This is a genomic window from Desulfitobacterium sp. THU1, assembly GCF_038181555.1.
In the GTDB taxonomy this organism is placed as follows: Bacteria; Bacillota; Desulfitobacteriia; order Desulfitobacteriales; family Desulfitobacteriaceae; genus Desulfitobacterium.
The window spans coordinates 72,967-87,212 of sequence record NZ_JBBWUA010000010.1 but is presented as its reverse complement, the minus strand read 5'-3'; the positions used below and the strand labels follow the sequence as shown (position 1 = coordinate 87,212).

The window sequence follows — 14,246 nt, the reverse complement described above, 5'->3', positions numbered from 1 at the left end:
AAACTGAGCTCTCTGATTGGGCAATTTACAGTCGAATTAACAACTTCCTCCGCAACTACCGCAGCTGCTGCCGCAGCCTTGACCGCCAAAATCTTTTGCTAAGCGTATTTCAAAGCCACTTGCTTCTTCGTTTTCTAAAAAGTCAATAAAGGCGCCTTCTAAATACTCAGATAAGGTGCTGGCGGTAATGACGGACACACCGAATTCTTCATCGAGGACATCAACGTCAGTTTTAGCGTCCTCTAAGGTCATCCCAAAGCTTGGGCCACCACAACCAAATCCCGCCAGATAGAGACGAAGATATGAACCTTCTTTATTTTGAGCTTTTTGAACTTCCTTGATCTTTTCTGCCGCGAGTTCTGATATGTTAATCATACTTCACATCTCCTTCTTTTTTAGCTTAGGTATTCTTAGTGTTTTATGCTACATACCTTATTTTGTAGGTCTAGTACATTTATTTAGTACATTTATTGTCAACAATTATTACACCTTATACACTATTAATTATACCATCGCTACCTAGTAAAGAAAAGGCCGTCTCTTTCAATATTCTTGTGATTAAAATTTTAAAAAGATATGACAAAGGACTTCAGAATTTTTCTGAAGTCCTCTAGCGAATGGTTTATTTCATATATTCGAACATATTACTATCTTTGAGAACTACATCATGGGAACCGCCTTCGACAATGCTCGTTGCCGAAACTAGCGTAATCCTTGCCTGCTTTTGCAGGTCTGGAATGTTTAGAACACCACAGTTGCACATGGTTGAGCGAACCTTATTTAAAGAAAGGGTTACATTATCCTTTAAGCTACCGGCATAGGGAACATAAGAGTCCACACCCTCTTCGAAGGAAAGCTTCTTATCTCCACCCATGTCATAGCGTTCCCAGTTCCTTGCTCGATTAGAGCCTTCACCCCAGTACTCTTTCATATAGCTACCGTTGATGTTGACTTTATTGGTTGGACTTTCATCAAAGCGTGCAAAATACCGCCCAAGCATGATAAAGTCTGCGCCCATAGCAAGTGCCAAGGTCATATGATAGTCATAGACGATTCCGCCATCAGAGCAGATCGGAACATAGATTCCCGTCTCCTCAAAATACTCATCTCGTGCTTTAGCCACTTCTGCCACTGCTGTGGCTTGCCCACGTCCAATACCCTTTTGTTCTCGGGTAATACAGATGGAGCCGCCGCCGATTCCTACTTTAATAAAGTCAGCACCGGCCTTAGCTAAGAATAAGAAGCCTTCCCGATCTACCACATTACCGGCTCCCACTTTGACATCATCGCCGTAATGCTCCCGAACCCAGTCGATGGTTATTTTCTGCCATTCGGTAAAGCCTTCTGATGAATCAATACAGAGGACATCCGCCCCGGCATTCACTAAAGCAGGAATTCGCTTTGCATAATCTCGGGTATTGATGCCGGCTCCTACGACGTAACGCTTGGAGTTATCTAAGAGCTCATTTTCATTTTCTTTATTCGAATCATAATCCTTGCGGAAAACCATCGCTTTTAAGCGTTGGTCTTTATCAATTAAAGGCAAGGCATTCAGCTTATGCTCCCAAATAATATCATTGGCTTCCTTGAGGGTCGTTTTATCATCTGAACAGATAAGGTCTTGGAATTTCGTCATAAATTCCGACACCTTAGTATCGGTTGACATACGACTGACACGATAATCCCGGCTTGTGACGATCCCTAATAATTTCCCGTTAGCTGTACCATCCTCGGTAACTGCCATGGTTGAGTGCCCGGTAATTTCTTTTAAAGCTAAAATATCGCCCAAGGTATCTTCAGGCTTAATGTTTGAATCACTGACGACAAAGCCCGCCTTGTGGTTCTTCACTCGGGAAACCATTTGCGCTTGATTCTCAATGGTCTGGGAGCCATAGATGAAAGCAATGCCCCCCTCTTTTGCTAAGGCGATACCCATGCGGTCATCCGAAACGGATTGCATGATGGCTGATACCAAGGGTATATTCATGGTCAAGGAGGATTGTTCCCCTTTTTTAAACTTCACTACCGGTGTTTTCAAGCTCACATTAGCCGGCATACATTCTGTAGAAGAATATCCTGGGACCAGAAGGTATTCCCCAAAAGTCCGTGAAGGTTCGTCAAAATAAAAGGCCATTTCAATCACTCCTACTTTCCTAAAACTTTTATCTTTAATCTTACCATTATCTCCTAGTTAAAGACAAGCACTCTAAAAATATAAATATGTATTGCTTGCTTAACTTATATCTAGCTTAACTTATCTCTAACTTACCTTTCACTCAACAAGCTCACCAAGGTCTGTTCAAAGAGTCGATCTTCCTCGGAGGTGCGTTTACTTGGGCCCTTTGTTCTTCCCCCAGCTCTGCGGTATTTAGCCTTGAGCTCTCTTTCCTCAAGCATGATGCTCATGGTTTCGGGACGATATTCTTTTCCGGAAGGACCAAGAGCTTTGGCACCCTTACCGATGACCATGGCTGCTAAGCCAATATCCTGAGTCACGATGATATCTCCTGCTTCGCAAAGATTCATCACTTTTAGATCTGCCTCTTGCGAAGAATTCCCCACCACGATGTGGTGATCTGAACTAATTTCATGATTAAAGCTAGCCACAGTCCAGACGGGTATACCCTTTTGACGACCCATACTCAAGCAGATTTGGAGAACGCCTTTGGGGCAGGCATCCGCATCAATGAGAATCTTCATGGCTTAAGAAATCCTCTTTCTATTGAACTTTGGATCAATCTTTCGATGTACTCATAGAGCTGGGGAACTCTTGCCTTGGCCACCGCAGTGCGCTTCAATACTTTAGCACTGGTGATTCCAGGCCTTTGCCAGGTATGTCCTTCAGTATTGTAATTCAATAGTAGAGGTTGGAAACGATCCAGGGTTGCCGCATAAGCCGCTTCCTCGGTCTCCATCTCTTCGAATTCACGCCACAGAGCCATCATCTTTTGTGCTTGATCCTCTGGGAGCATATTAAATAAACGATCAGCTGCTTCTTGCTCTCTCTCATCCTTATCTTCATAGCCTTTTTCGTCATAGCAGTAGGTATCCCCGGCATAGATCTCCACCAGGTCGTGTATCAGCACCATTTTGATCACCTTAAAGACATCGACATTCTTATCCTCTGCATATTCCGAGAGGATCATCGCCATCACCGCTAAATGCCAAGAGTGTTCGGCATCATTCTCATGGCGCCGATCTCTGATGGTAACACTTTGGCGGGTAATATTCTTGAGTTCATCAATCGTCACAATAAATTGGATTTGTTTCTCCATTCTTTCACTGATCATTTGACTCCATCTCCTTCTGAAACAGTTAAAAACCTTCCCTATCAAAATATTGACCGCTCAGCTACTAGACCCAGACTAATCCTTTCTTCATCAGGGGTCTAGAACTGCATAAAAGAGTCGGTTTGTATGAACCAATCTCTCTTCAGCGGTTAGTTCTCCATATAGGGTACAGGGTCAGCTATCCCAGCCACAGCAAATCCTTTTAAGCGCAGTTTACAACTATCACAGGTTCCGCAGGCCTTTTCCCCACCGCGGTAACAGCTTGTGGTTAAATGCAAGGGGGCTCCGTCCGAGCTTGCCAAACGGATTGTATCCGCTTTTGAAAGGTGAATCAGCGGCGCCTTAATCTCAATCCTTTGTCCATTCGCACCGGCCTTAGTACCCACTTCGGCAACCTTTTGAAAAGCCTCTAAAAACTCCGGTCGACAATCAGGATAACCGCTGTAATCCACAGAGCTGATCCCGATAAAGATTGCCTCTGCACCAATGACCTCGGCATAACCTAAGGCATAGCTTAGAAAAAGAAGATTGCGCGCTGGTACATAGGTCACGGGTATCTGACCATCTTCTGCATAATCCGGAACTTGAATCGAAGGATCCGTTAAGGCACTTCCTCCCACATTATCAATGGTAATGATCCGATGCTCCTTGACCTGATAGAATCGTGCAACCGCTTTGGCCGCTTCTAATTCCCGCCCATGCCTCTGACCGTAATCAAAGGATAGTGGATATAATTCATAGCCCGTCTTAGCGGCAACGCTCATACATGTGGTACTGTCCAAACCGCCAGAGAGTAATACAACTGATTTTTTCATGACCAAACTCCTTCTAAGATAGTGACCCGAAAGCTACTCGACCCAGACAAAATTTTCATCTTTAAGATGCTGCACAAGCTACTTGTAAGTCTGATAGCCAAGTTACGTAGTCTTCAGACCATCATCGAATTTCGGTCGATCCTTCCGGAAAAGGATCAGGGACCAAATATAACCGCCGAAGACTTTGGCGAAGAATTGACCAAATACAGCGTAGGGTATAAAGGCACCAAAGGCCAAGGTAGGAAAAGCAATAGAATCTACTGCTGCCGATACAATGTTGGAGCTATTAACCTTCACAAAGCGTGGATGCTTTTTCAAAGCTTGATAGACAGCTGTATCCGTTATTCCCGTCAGCAAGAAAGCGATAAAGGAAGCCGTAGCGATTGGTCCGGCATTGCGGTTAATAAACCAGGACAATAAGGCCCCTGCCCCGACCAGCAATAACATTTTCGGCCAGAGATGCTTGCGACTCCACTGTTCATGGAGCTTATCCCGAGCAACTAAGTCAAAGGCAATCAGCAAAAATGCATTAATCGGCGTTGAAATCGGGCCGAAATGCGTGACCGATAAATTGGCTGCTACATTGGCAGCCAAATAGGCTAAAACGATCAACATGAACACTCCTCCATTACTTATCAAAAAGTCCACCCTTTTTATAACTCTTTATTCCACCGCGAGTCTGCCCAATTTTAGCAGTTGCTTTATTGGGCCCTCCTTGTTGGGCGCTTTTCTTCTTCTTTTCCTCGATAATCTTTTTCATTAGCTCAACATTCTTATCCATAATTACCTCCATTTTTTCAAAAGCACATACCATCTCAAGCTAGGACCATTGATAATGGCTCAACATAAGGCTCAACTCACTCACTTTATTTTACTCATTTTGCTACTTATGCCGAGCAATCTCTTCAGCCAACTCACTCAGATAGGTCCATCGCTCCAGCGATTCTGCCAGCTTTTTCTCTAGCTCATCCTTGACCTTCACAAGGTCGTTAAGCTTGCCGTAATTGCCCCCGGCTTCCATCATGTCTTGCTCCACACGCTCCAATTGACTCTCGAAATCGGCAATGACATCCTCTATCTGCTCATACTCTCTTTGTTCTTTGTAACTCATCTTTAAAGGACGCTCTTTGGGCTTACTCAGTTGAGCCGTATCCGCTGTTCCCTCCTGATTTGGGACTCGACCAGAGCTTTTCTGACCTTGAGTCAGAGTTTCTTCAGATAATTGTTCCTCCTGAGCTCGCTTTTCCATCTGCTCCCGGTAGTCTGTGTAATTACCGACAGTGGAACGAATTCTCCCCTGTCCTTCAAAAGCCAAGATCTGCTCGACGACACGATCCAGAAAAAAGCGATCATGGGATACTGTTATGACAACCCCAGGAAAATCCTCAAGATATTCTTCAAGAATACCAAGGGTTTGGATATCCAAATCATTGGTCGGTTCGTCTAAGAGCAATACATTCGGTGAATCCATCAAGATCTGTAAGAGATAAAGTCGCCGCTTTTCTCCACCGGAAAGCTTTTCGACAGGGGTCCATTGCTGAGCTGGGTTAAAAAGGAATCTCTCCAGCATTTGCGAGGCTGTGATGACTCCACCCTCTGCCGTAGGAATCACTTCCGCCACCTGCTTAATCACCTCGATAACCTTAGTCTGCGGCTCAAACTCTCGACATTCTTGAGCGAAGTACCCTATCTTAACTGTGGACCCCCACTCAATCACTCCCTGATCAGCTTGAATCCGTCCAGCCAAAATATTTAACAAGGTGGATTTTCCGCTACCATTGGGACCAATAATCCCAATCCGATCAAACTTGGACAGGATGATACTAAAGTCATCAATCACCGTTCCACGGTTAGGGTAGGCCTTATGAAGGTGGGAGCACTCAATGACTTTTTTCCCTAGACGGGCTGCTCCCGCTGAGATATCCACCTTCCCTGACTTTTCCTCTGGCTTATCCCCTTGAAGCTGCTCGAAACGATCAATTCTTGCTTTTTGCTTGGTCGTGCGAGCTTTAGCCCCCCGACGGATCCAAGCTAACTCATTGCGCAAGGTATTTTGACGTTTCTTTTCGGAAGCTTCTTCTTGCTCATCCCGCTCCGCTTTTAATTCCAGGTAGCGACTATAATTTCCAGGGTATGAATAGAGTTTTCCCCGATCCAGTTCAAACATTCGATTCACTACCCGGTCGAGAAAATAACGATCGTGGGTCACCATCAAAAGGGCACCCTTGCGTTTATTCAAATAGTTTTCAAGCCAATCTACCATTTCATTATCGATATGGTTGGTTGGCTCATCAAGAATCAAGAGATTTGAAGGCTGAATCAGGGCACTAGCTAGTGCTACTCGCTTCCGCTGCCCACCGGACAAGGTCCCAACCGCTATATCAAATTGAGTTATCCCTAGCTTGGTCAGAATAGCTTTGGCTTCGCTTTCGATTTGCCACCCGTTAAGGCTGTCCATCTTCTGTCCTAGTTGGAGGAGGGTATTTTGATATTCGACCTTGTTTGGATCTTGATTCAAGCGTTCTAAAGCAGTTTCATAATCTCTCAGAAGCTGCATCAACGGGGAATTCCCGCGAAAAACCTGTTGCAGCACGGTAGCTTCCTGATCAAAATTTGGCTCCTGGGGAAGGTATTCTAACTGTAAGGTATTGTTGGTGACAATCTGTCCTTGATCCGGCTGCTCCATACCCGCCAGGATCTTCAGCAAGGTCGTCTTCCCTGTTCCATTCACCCCGATGATACCGATCTTTTGGCCTTCTTCTATGCCTAGTGAGATATCTTTAAATAAAAACTTTATACCATAGCTTTTGGTGAGCGATTCAGCTGTTAACAGATTCATTGCGATTCCCCTTAACTATCCGAACTTGAATGCGTCATCTTTTGAGTATATCACTTCTGAGAGTATTCGTGAACCGCAAATTCATAAGCGTGAGTCTGACCCTATTTGAATGAGACTTAAAAATAGCTTATAGTGTTATTATCAAGTTCTAAGAAGAATGAGGAGGTTGACCATGTCACAAGTTATTGACCGTTTTCTAAGGTATGTTCAGATCGACACCCAATCCAGCGAAGATTCTCAAACTACACCCAGTACGAGCAAGCAGTTGCAATTAGCACAGCTTCTGGAAAAAGAATTAAAGGATCTTGGCTTGACGGATGCTAGAATAAAAGAAGGCTATGTTTACGGAACCTTACCGGCTAATTCGGTAAAGGCTATCCCCGCCCTAGGCTTAATCGCCCACATGGATACTAGCCCAGACTTTTCCGGCGAAAATGTCAAGCCCAAAATCATTGAGAACTATGATGGTCAGGATATCGTGTTAAATTCGGAGCTGAATCTGATTCTTTCATCTCAAGATTTTCCGGAATTGCAGGATTACATAGGTAAAAACTTGATTACAACCGATGGAACCACTCTTTTAGGAGCAGATGACAAAGCAGGTATTGCTGAGATTATGACAGCACTGGAATACCTGGCAACACACCTCGAAGTGGAGCATGGGAAAATCTGTGTGGCCTTCACCCCTGATGAAGAGATAGGTCGTGGGGCCGATCATTTTGACGTAGCTGGCTTTGGCGCTGATTTCGCCTATACTGTGGATGGCGGACCCATCGGCGAATTAGAGTATGAGAATTTTAACGCGGCCAAGGCGATCGTGAAGGTCAAAGGCAGAAATGTTCATCCCGGCAATGCCAAGAACAAAATGATCAATTCCATCCTACTTGCCAATGAATACATCGCTAAGCTTCCCTCCCAGGAAACACCGGCAACAACGGAAGGTTATGAAGGCTTTTATCATATTAATGATATTAAAGGAGATGTGGAAGAGACCACTCTTTACTACATCATCCGGGATTTTGACCAAGATTCCTTTGCTAAACGCAAAGAAACTATGCGGAGCTTAACCGAGGATTTAAATCAAACCTATGGAGCAGGTACTTTCTCTATTGAGATCACGGATCAATACCAAAATATGAAGGAAAAAATCCTCCCCGTTATGCATATTGTGGAAAAGGCCCAAGCTGCCATGGAGGCCGTAGGCGTCAAACCCCTAATCCAGCCTATACGTGGAGGAACAGACGGAGCGCGTCTGTCGTTTATGGGGCTTCCCACTCCCAATCTATTTACCGGTGGACATAACTATCATGGCCGCTATGAATTTATTCCCACCTTCGCCATGGAAAAATCTGTTGAGGTCATCTTGAAGATTATTGAGCTCTATGCTAAAGAGGATCTCCGTTAAGATAGCAAAACCGCATGAAACATCCTGCCAAAATAGGCCTGTACTCAAATACGACAGCGCAGTCGTATTTAAGTACAGGCCTTCATATTACATTATGTTAGGATCAGGAATCGCTTGAAAAGGGGCATAGAGGGTGCAAGTTTACCTTTCCTCCTCTAATATTCCTTATTTAAATATTGATCTAAGTGTGATAAATACGACAAAAACAAAAAAGTATCATTATCATAGTCATTTTGACTAACGCCACGTTCTAATAATAATTCCAATAGCAATTTATTAGAATTCGAGTGGATATATCCGGTTTTCTCTTCAAAAATAATATAAATCATATCTTCTTCATGATTCTCGGCAATATGTGTATAATTATGGTTATAATATGATCCATTACTGGTGGTTCTTTTAAGTTTAACTGCTATAAAATGCAACTCTTCAGCAGTAAACTTCTTTTCATTATTTTAGAATACTATTTACAACATTAAAAGGGATATGAGGTTGGAAAAATCTTATAAAACCATTTGCGTCTATCTCTTCTATATCTATTTTAGACTTTAGGTATCCTATTAATTCCTCAATGCTTTTAACTATAGGTGTAATTGTTGCTTTATGTTTTTTTATTAATAATTCTTTATTACTTTTCATGCTTATTTCTATGTCCTCACTAAATTTATAATTAGTTTATTGTGACTGGACCTGATAGAACTATTGCTGAGCCCCAAGTACTTCCCTCTAAAACATAAAATTGCAAGTCGCTACCGGACATTTTGACAGTATCAATACCAGTTGGAATTGATGCATTTCCAATATAAACCGAAGAATTCAGTCTGGTAATAAACAAAGATTATTTATTCTTAGGTGATGAAAATGACGTCTCTATTTTGTTTAATGAAGTTGCAAGTGTTGGTGAGAATAAGCTTATTGAGGCAAGAATAGCTAAGGGAAATGATAAGAAAAAATTCGTGGAATTGTGGTACAAATTAGGGGCTCTAAATATATTCTCCTATACGTTATACCAGCTATGTCTATGATAGTGAGACGAGTTTGAGGCAAATTTCATTTGGTGATTAACGAAACGACAACTTTATCTAAGCCGCTTATTAAGTCACTTGAAAGAGCTGGTAGTAAGGTATACAGATTAGTAGGCGGTGAACTTAAACGTATCCCTTTTAATGAACTATATAATACAGCCGGAAAAAAACTAAGATTTATCCCAACAGTTCCCTTTCCGTGACATACTGCAAGTATAACCATATTCCTTGAGTTTTCTTGGTAAGCGTAGGAGCAATAATCGACTAAAGAAAAGGGATTGCTCCCTTTCCCTCATCTAAGAACCAACTTTTCAAAATTTTCTATGGCTTGTTAACCTTATCCATCTCTTTCTCATATTTTAAAATAGGAGACTTATCCAAAAAGGAAGGAGAAAGGGTTAATGATAAACAAGCGCATTTTTGATTATATCGTTATAGGAGCAGGAACCGCCGGAGGTGTAATTGCCAAAGAGTTGTCAGATGACAACCGCACTGAAGTTCTTCTTCTAGAACCCGGAACGAATATGATGCAGGAGCTAAGCGGTGCTTCTAATGCAGGATCAGGAGTTTTAGCTTCTGATAACAAGTACTCTTTTAATGTTATGACTAAAGCCCAGCCGGCTATCGGGGGGCAACTCAGAATAGCCGGTGGTCGAGCGATCGGAGGAAGCTCTGAGCACAATGCTATGTATGCTGTCCGTGGAAGTAGCGACTTTTATGATGAATGGGCTAAACTCGTTGGACCTCAATGGAGTTATGAAAATCTTCGTCAACTCTTCATTGATAATGAGACCTATATAGGGGCAACTCAAAACTCAGAAGAACGAGGAACCAATGGCCCAGTTTTTATAAGACAACAAAACATTCCACCGAATGGACTCACTGTAACTTTAGCCACTGCAACTTCAGAGGTTCTCGGTATCCCTATTGTTAAAGATTATAATACAGGGATCAACGATTGCACCTTCTATCGATCCCAATTCTTAAGCCAAGAAGTTAACGGCAAATTCGTTCGTTCATCCACGGCAACAGGTTATCTTAACGAGAATATTGTAACCCAAGGAAACGAATTCCAACCAGATGAATTCGGGATTGGCGGAAGAGAATTAATCGTTTTAACCAAAGCAACTGTAGATAAAATTCTATTCCTACGCAGAAGAAGGATCAACATCGCAGCGGGAGTTGAGTTCGTCAAGGATGGATCTTCTCAAAGAGCTTTTGCGAGAAAAGGGATCATTGTTTCTGCAGGTAATTTCTCTTCCGTTATTCTTCAACGTTCCGGTATCGGAAGATCAACCGATTTAGCTCGAGCAGGGATCACAACCCTGGTAGAGAGTCCTAACGTAGGGCACAATTTCCAGGCTCATTTTACAGCAGGAATCGGAATCGAAGTTGAAACCTCCCGCCTGCAGCAGGTAATCTCTGCCGATCCCGATCAACCCTTCCCACTTGGTGCCTTTCAAGCGGATGTAACCGGAGGACGTCGCCTTCAACTCTATGGATCTGTGACACCCTCATTTCTCCCGGTTCCCGTTGTCACGATAAACGGATGGGGTTTTAGCCCAACCAAGCCAACCAATATCATGAGTATTGGCGTTTTCGACCTAAACCCAAGAACTAGGGGCACGATTATGGTCGCTCACAGTGACCCCGAAGCGTATCCGTCTATCGACCTGAATCCACTGGGGGACCCTAACGACCTTGATTTTATCATCGATTACTATCTTAAGATTTATAAGATCATGAAGAAAGCTCGTAATCTTGATCCAGAAGGCATTTATCGAATTGTATATCCGTCTGAGAATATTTTCCTCATTGCGAATGATGAGGAAAAACGCAGACAACTTGCACAATATGTCAGGGCTTCTTACCGGAATATTCAGCACTTCGGAGGGCAATGTAGGATGGGAAGGAATATTCAAGAAGGAGTCGTCGATGGCTTCCTCAATGTTTTCGGTACCGAGAATCTAAAGGTTGCCGATCTATCGATTTCACCTATCTTACCAGATGGGAATACAACTATACCGGCTCAAATCATTGGTCTAAATGCTGTGCGTTTCCTTCGTGAAGATCCTTGTCCCTATCCATTAGATGATGGCGAAGCTGAGAATATTATCGATAGCTAAGCCTAATAGGCCTTAGAAATCGAGTAGGAGGGGGCGACTAGCCCCCGTCCTCTCACACCACCTAGCATGCGGGTCCGCACTAGGCGGTTCCTAAAGGTTCACGAATTTCCAAGTAACGATGAAGTAGACTCTTAAGCCCTTGACGTTCCCAGTAGGAATTGTTGAGGGCATTATTTGTGCTCGAGGAAAGTTTTCCATTCGGTCAACCTTCCCCCCGGGGTCTGACCCTCTCAAAATTCGGCAAAATTAGAGAAACCTGACTGCTCGAAAGAGTGGCCGGGTCATATCTGAGGAAATAAAAGCTCAATAATATGAATGAAATCCTCAAGATTGCGGCAATCATTGACTAAATACACCGGCAGTCCGATAAAGCGAAAAAGCCTATTTCTATAGACAAAATCGTAGAGAGTTGGTATATCACTCACTTTCGAGTTACCCTCACTATCATATCCCTTCCCCTTCCCTTGAGCTTTGATCTGCCCCTCTAAGGTCTGAAAGAGTTCCCGATAGTGTTCAGGCTCTAGCTCACAAGCTTGATGATAGCCATCCCTTTGCCGCGCATATAATGACTGAACATAATTCTTCCTAGCCTCGTCCCACTGTGGATAAGCCTCGAAAACAAAGGCATTGGCTAGTGTTTCTTCAAGACAATCCCGGGTCCCCCAGGTTTGACTATATATCTTCTTTTTATAAGTTGGGTAGAGACCATCGCTTTCATTGCCGACATCATCGATTAAAATGCAGTAACGTTCCACGAGATAATGAAAAGATCCATGAGTCAAGAGCGAATCCAGCGCCATAGTGTGAGCCTCCCGCAACGTCATCTGGGTCTGCCTGAGGATACTGAAGAGATACATCCCAAACATCTCGGCATAAATATATAAGCCAAAACTATCCTTATTAAAATGGCAAGGTCGGTAGGTCCCCACCATATCTAAATTTTCACAGCGTTTTTCGTTAAAATACAGCTCATACTCTCGCAAATCTAATTTAAGCTGATTAAAGGCTTTTGAATTGTAGGAAATTGCTTTGCCCTTCACAAGATACAAATCCTGACCCTGTAGGATTGGATACACTTCTTCACTGACATACTCCTCCACTGGTCCACCTCATTTCCATCAGGCTAAAAAATAACAAGCTTGTCTCCCATAAATTCATATGACTCACTCGCCATTTTTAGCACCCGTGGTTTAGAGGCATAATAAAAAGCACTCCATTTGGAGTGCTACTATGCTATAATTTATCTTGTAACAGTAAAGGCTTGCAGGGCGGTCGGCATTCCTCCGAAGGGAGGTGATGCCATGGAAGTATATGAAGCTTTAACACTAATGATCTCCTTTGGAACATTAGTTGCTTTATTGCTTACCTCCAGTAAACGGAAATAGACCGCCCCTGCTCAAGGATTCGGTCTATCCGTATACCCTATAGCCGACCGCACTTCAAGCGGCTGTTACTAGGAGTTATGTTAAAGCATAACTCCTATTTGATCTTAGTATACCACATATTTATTGAAAGCATCACTATTTGATGTAATTTTTATGCTGAAAAGCCAGTCTCCTCTGCTTTTCGGTCCTGAATTTTTGAGCCAAAGATGATTAAACATAGGACCAAGGTTCCCATGCCGATGATGTAGGGTGTATTCATGGATAATTCATAGATACCCCCTCCGATCAGCGGACCAAGGATTCGCCCTAAGCTGCCGAAGGATTGATAGACTCCTAGGGATGCCCCTTGCTGATTATGGCTGTTCTTTGTGACTAAGCTGGAACTGGTCGGAGTCATTAAAGAATTGCCTACCATGAACACCATTGTTCCCAAAACCAGAAGAACTGCGTTGGGAGCCCAAAGCATCCAAAGAAAAGCCAAGGCACAGAGAAGCGCTCCGAATTTAGCGGGTTTGGCATCCCCAAAGCGCTTCACCACCTTCCCGATCAGCATACCCTGAACAATCACGCCAACAATTCCGATAATCATGAATACCATGCCCATCTCTTTGGGTCCGAAGCCCACCCGCTCGGCCGCAAACAAGGTAAAGGTGGTTTCAAACATGGCCATAGTAAAACTAAGGACAAAGCCAAAGACGAATAGAGGAAATAAAGCATCGCGTACCACCCCGAAATGCAACCGCACCTTTGCCTTAGACTCTTTAGTTGGCTCTTTCAGCGTCTCAGGGAGCAGCTTCCAGGCAAAGGGCAGAACAAGGAGTGCTAACGTTCCGGCAAAATAGAAAGGCAAGGTAAAGCTATAATGTCCTAGCCATCCGCCTAGGGCTGGACCAAAGACCATGCCTAGTCCCATAGCTGCACCGAGCATTCCCATGCTCTTAGACCGATCAGCTCCCTCAGTTATATCCGCCAGATAGGCCATCGCTGTTGGCAGAGTCGCCGAGGAGACCATCCCGGATAAAGCACGAAAAGCAATGAGAAGTGGGAGATTGCCGGCCATACCAAAGAGAAAGAACGTTATCCCATAACCGCTGAGCCCGATGAGAAGGACGGGGCGCCTGCCAATTCGATCAGATAAACGCCCCCAGAAGGGAGCAAAGAAAAACTGCATGATGGAATAAGCCGACATAAATAACCCGAGCGAAAATGCTCCCCCTCCCAGCTCTTTAATCAAAAAGGGAAGAATGGGAATTACAATCCCGAATCCTACCATCACTAAAAACTGAATGAGGATCAAGATGATCATGGGACGAACGAATTCTTTCTTCATGAAGACACTCCCGTCATTTTAGCGCAACCTG

14 protein-coding genes are annotated in these 14,246 nt (G+C 43.6%); 3 read left to right on the top strand and 11 right to left on the bottom strand.

All coding sequences use genetic code 11. The annotated features are described in order from the left end of the window. Positions 1 to 36: 36 nt before the first annotated feature. The 8 genes from AAC978_RS10165 to AAC978_RS10130 all read right to left on the bottom strand — a co-directional run bounded on the left by AAC978_RS10165 (position 37) and on the right by AAC978_RS10130 (position 6,944). On the bottom strand, positions 37 to 375 hold the full coding sequence (locus tag AAC978_RS10165; protein ID WP_341547924.1) for a HesB/IscA family protein: 339 nt from the start codon (positions 373 to 375) through the stop codon (positions 37 to 39). 247 nt (positions 376 to 622) lie between these two features. Further along, on the bottom strand, positions 623 to 2,134 hold the full coding sequence (locus tag AAC978_RS10160; protein WP_341547923.1) for an IMP dehydrogenase: 1,512 nt from the start codon (positions 2,132 to 2,134) through the stop codon (positions 623 to 625). Positions 2,135 to 2,265: 131 nt separating this feature from the next. Next, positions 2,266 to 2,700, bottom strand: a complete 435-nt coding sequence (locus AAC978_RS10155; protein WP_341547922.1) for a YaiI/YqxD family protein — start codon at positions 2,698 to 2,700, stop codon at positions 2,266 to 2,268. After that, positions 2,697 to 3,290 carry an HD domain-containing protein gene (locus tag AAC978_RS10150; protein ID WP_341547921.1) on the bottom strand — a complete coding sequence of 198 codons (594 nt, stop codon included), beginning with the start codon at positions 3,288 to 3,290 and terminating at the stop codon, positions 2,697 to 2,699. The genes AAC978_RS10155 and AAC978_RS10150 overlap by 4 nt, the downstream gene beginning before the upstream one ends. 149 nt (positions 3,291 to 3,439) lie before the next feature. Next, complete coding sequence (gene queC / locus AAC978_RS10145) at positions 3,440 to 4,105, bottom strand: 7-cyano-7-deazaguanine synthase QueC (protein ID WP_341547920.1); 666 nt, start codon at positions 4,103 to 4,105, stop codon at positions 3,440 to 3,442. Between the two features lie 102 nt (positions 4,106 to 4,207). After that, positions 4,208 to 4,720: a VUT family protein gene (locus AAC978_RS10140; RefSeq protein ID WP_341547919.1), complete on the bottom strand. Its 513-nt coding sequence runs from the start codon at positions 4,718 to 4,720 to the stop codon at positions 4,208 to 4,210. Positions 4,721 to 4,733: 13 nt separating this feature from the next. Beyond that, entirely contained in the window at positions 4,734 to 4,886 is a 153-nt protein-coding gene (locus AAC978_RS10135) for a hypothetical protein (RefSeq protein ID WP_341547918.1), read from the bottom strand. 102 nt (positions 4,887 to 4,988) lie between these two features. Then, a complete protein-coding gene (locus tag AAC978_RS10130; RefSeq protein ID WP_341547917.1) occupies positions 4,989 to 6,944 on the bottom strand; it encodes an ABC-F family ATP-binding cassette domain-containing protein in 1,956 nt (651 codons plus the stop codon). 172 nt (positions 6,945 to 7,116) lie between these two features. On the opposite strand from AAC978_RS10130, the gene pepT reads away from it, so the two are divergent. Further along, the gene (gene pepT, locus AAC978_RS10125; protein ID WP_341547916.1) at positions 7,117 to 8,349 is read left to right on the top strand and encodes a peptidase T; all 1,233 of its coding nucleotides are present in this window, start codon (positions 7,117 to 7,119) and stop codon (positions 8,347 to 8,349) included. A 450-nt stretch (positions 8,350 to 8,799) separates the two neighbouring features. On the opposite strand, the gene AAC978_RS10120 is transcribed toward pepT, so the two are convergent. Further along, complete coding sequence (locus tag AAC978_RS10120) at positions 8,800 to 8,988, bottom strand: hypothetical protein (protein WP_341547915.1); 189 nt, start codon at positions 8,986 to 8,988, stop codon at positions 8,800 to 8,802. A gap of 787 nt (positions 8,989 to 9,775) precedes the next feature. Here AAC978_RS10120 and AAC978_RS10115 point away from each other — a divergent pair. Further along, positions 9,776 to 11,500: a GMC family oxidoreductase gene (locus tag AAC978_RS10115; RefSeq protein WP_341547914.1), complete on the top strand. Its 1,725-nt coding sequence runs from the start codon at positions 9,776 to 9,778 to the stop codon at positions 11,498 to 11,500. Between the two features lie 281 nt (positions 11,501 to 11,781). On the opposite strand, the gene AAC978_RS10110 is transcribed toward AAC978_RS10115, so the two are convergent. Then, positions 11,782 to 12,600: a hypothetical protein gene (locus AAC978_RS10110; RefSeq protein WP_341547913.1), complete on the bottom strand. Its 819-nt coding sequence runs from the start codon at positions 12,598 to 12,600 to the stop codon at positions 11,782 to 11,784. Between the two features lie 201 nt (positions 12,601 to 12,801). Between AAC978_RS10110 and AAC978_RS16185 the strand changes: the two genes are divergently transcribed. Next, positions 12,802 to 12,885, top strand: a complete 84-nt coding sequence (locus tag AAC978_RS16185) for a putative holin-like toxin (RefSeq protein WP_445900302.1) — start codon at positions 12,802 to 12,804, stop codon at positions 12,883 to 12,885. A 151-nt stretch (positions 12,886 to 13,036) separates the two neighbouring features. On the opposite strand, the gene AAC978_RS10105 is transcribed toward AAC978_RS16185, so the two are convergent. Next, the gene (locus AAC978_RS10105; RefSeq protein ID WP_341547912.1) at positions 13,037 to 14,215 is read right to left on the bottom strand and encodes an MFS transporter; all 1,179 of its coding nucleotides are present in this window, start codon (positions 14,213 to 14,215) and stop codon (positions 13,037 to 13,039) included. Positions 14,216 to 14,246: the final 31 nt, after the last annotated feature.

Excerpts from the sequence above, each read along its gene's own strand:
- AAC978_RS10140 (WP_341547919.1), bottom strand. The coding sequence starts at position 4,720 with ATGTTGATCGTTTTAGCCTATTTGGCTGCCAATGTAGCAGCCAATTTA.
- AAC978_RS10115 (WP_341547914.1), top strand. The coding sequence starts at position 9,776 with ATGATAAACAAGCGCATTTTTGATTATATCGTTATAGGAGCAGGAACC.
- AAC978_RS10150 (WP_341547921.1), bottom strand. The coding sequence starts at position 3,290 with ATGATCAGTGAAAGAATGGAGAAACAAATCCAATTTATTGTGACGATT.
- AAC978_RS10120 (WP_341547915.1), bottom strand. The coding sequence starts at position 8,988 with ATGAAAAGTAATAAAGAATTATTAATAAAAAAACATAAAGCAACAATT.
- AAC978_RS10165 (WP_341547924.1), bottom strand. The coding sequence starts at position 375 with ATGATTAACATATCAGAACTCGCGGCAGAAAAGATCAAGGAAGTTCAA.
- AAC978_RS10130 (WP_341547917.1), bottom strand. The coding sequence starts at position 6,944 with ATGAATCTGTTAACAGCTGAATCGCTCACCAAAAGCTATGGTATAAAG.
- AAC978_RS10160 (WP_341547923.1), bottom strand. The coding sequence starts at position 2,134 with ATGGCCTTTTATTTTGACGAACCTTCACGGACTTTTGGGGAATACCTT.
- AAC978_RS16185 (WP_445900302.1), top strand. The coding sequence starts at position 12,802 with ATGGAAGTATATGAAGCTTTAACACTAATGATCTCCTTTGGAACATTA.
- queC (WP_341547920.1), bottom strand. The coding sequence starts at position 4,105 with ATGAAAAAATCAGTTGTATTACTCTCTGGCGGTTTGGACAGTACCACA.
- pepT (WP_341547916.1), top strand. The coding sequence starts at position 7,117 with ATGTCACAAGTTATTGACCGTTTTCTAAGGTATGTTCAGATCGACACC.
- AAC978_RS10105 (WP_341547912.1), bottom strand. The coding sequence starts at position 14,215 with ATGAAGAAAGAATTCGTTCGTCCCATGATCATCTTGATCCTCATTCAG.
- AAC978_RS10155 (WP_341547922.1), bottom strand. The coding sequence starts at position 2,700 with ATGAAGATTCTCATTGATGCGGATGCCTGCCCCAAAGGCGTTCTCCAA.
- AAC978_RS10135 (WP_341547918.1), bottom strand. The coding sequence starts at position 4,886 with ATGGATAAGAATGTTGAGCTAATGAAAAAGATTATCGAGGAAAAGAAG.